General features: G+C 63.7%; 5 protein-coding genes. All 5 read left to right on the plus strand.

The genetic code is table 11. The annotated features are described in order from the left end of the window. Positions 1–1,773, plus strand: a 1,773-nt coding sequence (locus EOA86_RS25020) for an efflux RND transporter permease subunit (RefSeq protein WP_164891961.1), incomplete at its 5' end; no start/stop codon positions are given. 71 nt (positions 1,774–1,844) lie between these two features. After that, positions 1,845–2,450: a nitrile hydratase subunit alpha gene (gene nthA / locus EOA86_RS25025; RefSeq protein ID WP_128344121.1), complete on the plus strand. Its 606-nt coding sequence runs from the start codon at positions 1,845–1,847 to the stop codon at positions 2,448–2,450. Beyond that, on the plus strand, positions 2,447–3,106 hold the full coding sequence (gene nthB, locus EOA86_RS25030; protein ID WP_128344123.1) for a nitrile hydratase subunit beta: 660 nt from the start codon (positions 2,447–2,449) through the stop codon (positions 3,104–3,106). Before nthA ends, nthB begins: the two co-directional genes overlap by 4 nt. Continuing rightward, positions 3,093–3,476, plus strand: a complete 384-nt coding sequence (locus tag EOA86_RS25035) for a nitrile hydratase accessory protein (protein WP_164891962.1) — start codon at positions 3,093–3,095, stop codon at positions 3,474–3,476. The genes nthB and EOA86_RS25035 overlap by 14 nt, the downstream gene beginning before the upstream one ends. A gap of 147 nt (positions 3,477–3,623) precedes the next feature. Next, on the plus strand, positions 3,624–4,096 hold a 473-nt coding region (locus EOA86_RS25040; RefSeq protein WP_164891963.1), incomplete at its 3' end, for an ATP-dependent RecD-like DNA helicase.

Consider the following 4,096-nt stretch of genomic DNA (forward strand, 5'->3'; position numbering starts at 1 on the left):
GTGGTGGTGACAGTCGCCATCCTGGCGTCGATGTTCGTGTCGCTGACACTGACGCCGATGCTGTGCTCGCGGCTTTTATCGGTGTCGAAGGCCGAGCGTGAAGCAGCGCAGGGCGGAGATCACAGGCACAATTTCTTCATGCGAGGCTATGACTGGCTGCTGACCTTCTGCCTGCGGCACAGTTTCCTGGTTTTTCTCGTCTTTATCGGAACGGCCGCACTGACGGTCTGGCTGATCCAGACCTCGCCGAAGGGCTTCTTCCCGCAGGAGGATATCGGCCAGATTTCGGTGACGACCACCGCGCGCCAGGACATTTCGTTCGACGCCATGGTGAAGCTGCAGGGGCAAGTGGCTGATGTCTTCACCCATTCACCCTATGTCTCGCATGGAGGGTGGTCGCTAGGCGGCGGAGACAACGCGCTCAACCAGGGCCGGCTCTATGTGCAATTGAAGGACAAGGACCAGCGCCCCGATATCGACAAGGTGCTCTCGGATCTGCGGCGGCAGCTGGCCAATGTTCCCGGCATCGAAACTTTCATGCAGCCGGTGCAGAATCTGCGGCTCGGCGCGCGCGCTTCGGCCAGCGCCTATCAGCTCGTCGTGCAGGGCCTCGACATCGGCGCGGCTGACAGCTGGGCGCAGAAGCTCACCGACGCGATGGCCGCTGACCATAGCGCCTTCACCGACGTCACCAATGATTTGCAGAACAACGCCTTGCAGGCGTCGCTGGTGGTCGACCGCGACAAGGCGGCGACGCTCGGCATCGACACCGATACGCTGCGCTCCAGCCTCTATGGCGGTTTCGGCACCGAGCAAGTGTCGACCATCTTCGGTTCGGCCGACAGCTATGAGGTGATCATGGAGCTCGACCCGAGGATCGAGTGGTCGCCAGAAAGGATGCTGGCGATCAAGGTGAGGACGGCCAGCGGCAGCCTGGTGCCGCTCGGCGCTTTCGCCAGTGTCGATCGGACCGCCGGCGCCTTGACCGTCAATCAGCTCGGCCAGCTTCCGGCGGTGACCATCTCCTACAATCTGCCGCAGGGCGTCGCGCTCGATGACAGCGTGACCCACATCAATGCGCTGAAGGAAAAGATCGGAATGCCGGCGACGATCTCGACCACTTTTTCGGGCACGGCGAAAACGTTCCAGGATTCGCTCGCCAACCAGGGCCTGCTGATCGGCGGCGCGATCCTGACCATCTACATCGTCCTCGGCATCCTCTACGAGAGCTTCATCCATCCCCTCACCATCCTGACCGGACTGCCGTCGGCCGTGCTCGGCGCACTGGTGGCGTTGCGGCTTGCGGGCATGGACCTGTCGGTGATCGCGGTCATCGGCATCCTGATGCTGATCGGCCTCGTCAAGAAGAACGGCATCATGATGATCGACGTTGCGCTCGAACTCAGGCGCGAGGGGATGTCGCCGCTCGATTCCATCCACAAGGCCTGCCTGATGCGCTTTCGTCCGATCATGATGACGACGCTGGCGGCGCTGATGGGCACGATCCCGATCGCGCTCGGGACCGGCGCCAGCGCGGAACTGCGCCAGCCGCTCGGCGTTGCGGTGGTCGGCGGCCTGGTCGCTTCGCAAGCGCTGACGCTGTTCGTCACGCCGGTCATCTATGTCTACATGGAGCATTTTTCCGGCTGGCTTCTCGGGCTGTGGCCGCAGCGTCGGGACGAGCAGCTACCGGTCGAAACCGTCGACCAGCCGTCGCTGTTCGAGGACGGAGAAGAGTTGCAGGGCGAGCCGCAAAAGGCGGCTGCAGAGTAAAGCCCGATGGATTTCACTGGCCCAAGCCGTGACGCTTGCCGCCGGCGGCTCGCGATCGTAATTTGACGCCCATGTCCCATGATCACGACCACGACAACGAGCTTGATCCTTTTGCCGCCCGGGTGCGCGCGCTGGAGACGATCCTTACCCAGAAAGGGCTGATCGATCCGGCCGCCATCGACGTGATCGTCGACACCTACGAGACAAAAATCGGCCCGCGCAACGGCGCCAAGGTGGTGGCGAAGGCCTGGGTCGATGCTGACTTTGCTGCCTTGCTGAAACGCGACGCGACGGTGGCGATTGGCTCGCTCGGCTACACCGGACGGCAAGGTGAGCATATGCAGGCTGTCTTCAACACGGTTGACACGCACAACCTCGTCGTCTGCACGCTGTGCTCGTGCTACCCGTGGTCGGTGCTCGGCCTGCCGCCGGTCTGGTATAAGGCGCCGCCCTATCGTTCGCGTGCAGTGATCGATCCGCGCGGCGTGCTCGAAGAATTCGGGCTGACCTTGCCGTTAACGACCAAAATCCGGGTGTGGGACTCTACTGCCGAGCTCCGCTATCTGGTCGTGCCGACGCGGCCGAAGGGCACCGAGGACTGGAGCGAGGAGCGGCTGGCGGATCTGGTGACGCGCGACGCGATGATCGGCACCGGACTGGCCGGGGCGCCGAAATGAACGGGCCGCAGGATCTCGGCGGACAGATGGGGTTCGGGCCGGTCGCGCCTGAGAAGGACGAGCCCTATTTCCATGCCGCCTGGGAAAGGCGTGCACTGGGCGTGACGCTGTGCGCTGGCGCGATGGGGGCGTGGAACATCGACGAGAGCCGGCATGCGCGGGAGTCGCTGCATCCAGCCGACTACTATGCCTCCAGCTACTACGAGATCTGGATCAAGGCGCTGGAAACCTTGCTCAAGCGGCATGGCTTCGTCAGCGATCGCGATTTGGTCGCGGGCAAGGCAGTCGATCCAGCGGTGGCGCCCAAAAGGGTGCTGAAGGCGGAAAACGTGCTGGCGGTGCTGGCCAAGGGCGGCCCATGCGACCGGCCGATCGCCACCCCGGCTCGGTTCAAGGCGGGCGACCTCGTGCGGACGAAGAATTTTCATCCGACCGGCCATACGCGGCTGCCGCGCTACGCACGCGGCAAGCAAGGCGCCGTCGAGGCGGTGCGCGATGGTTTTGTCTTTCCCGACACCAACGCGCATGGGCAAGGCGAAAACCCGCAATGGGTCTATACGGTGGTTTTTGAGGGTGCGGAAATCTGGGGCGAGGGCGCCGACCCGACGCTGACCGTGTCGATCGACGCCTGGGAAAGCTATCTTGAACCGGCGTGAGGCGAAGTCAGTCACCGCGCTGCCGGCCGGCGTCGATGCGCCGGTTTTTGCCGAGCCATGGCAAGCGGAAGCCTTCGCCATGACGGTCGCGCTGCACGACAAGGGCCTGTTCTCTTGGAGCGAATGGGCGGACGCCTTGTCCGCCGAGGTCAAGAAGCCGGGTGCCGCGAGCGATGGCCATGATTATTACGAGCACTGGCTGGCAGCACTGGAAAAGTTGCTGTCGGCCAAAGGCGTCGCCGGGAAGAGCGATGTCGATACGCTTGCCGCTGCCTGGGAACGCGCCGCGCACGCAACGCCCCATGGCAAGCCGATCCTGCTGGAGAACGATCCCAGCCGGACCGAAGGTCGTGGCGGCCCGACCGGTTAGGTCGTGGCGGCTCGACTTTGTTCCCTTTACGTTCCGACCTCTGCCTGATAACTTGCGTCATTGTCGGCGGTAGGCCCGCCACTGATGAGCTTAGTGCCGGTAGTCGTCGGCCTTGTCTTTCCCTCGCGAATCCGGTCTCTCGCGCTGATGGAATTCTCTCCTCAACAGGACGATGCGCTGAAAGCGGTCGCCACCTGGCTCAAGACCGGAAAGCCGCAGCTCTTCCGGCTGTTCGGCTTTGCCGGTACCGGCAAGACGACGCTGGCGCGCTATTTTGCCGAGCATGTCGACGGCCAGGTGCAGTTCGCCGCCTTCACCGGTAAGGCGGCGCAGGTGCTGCGTTCCAAGGGCGCGGTCAATGCCCGCACCATCCATTCGCTGATCTACCGGCCGAAGGGCGAGGAGACGGTAGCGGACGAGGTGACCGGCAAGACTTCGATGTCGCCGACCTTCTCGCTCAACCGGCAGAGCCCGATCTCGCGGGCGAAGCTCGTGGTCATAGACGAATGTTCGATGGTCGACGAACAGCTCGGCCGCGACCTGATGAGTTTCGGCACGCCGATCCTCGTTCTCGGCGATCCCGGGCAGTTGCCCCCGATCTCGGGCGGCGGCTTCTTCAC

Source organism: Mesorhizobium sp. M5C.F.Ca.IN.020.32.2.1 (assembly GCF_004023105.1).
GTDB lineage: Bacteria > Pseudomonadota > Alphaproteobacteria > Rhizobiales > Rhizobiaceae > Mesorhizobium > Mesorhizobium wenxiniae.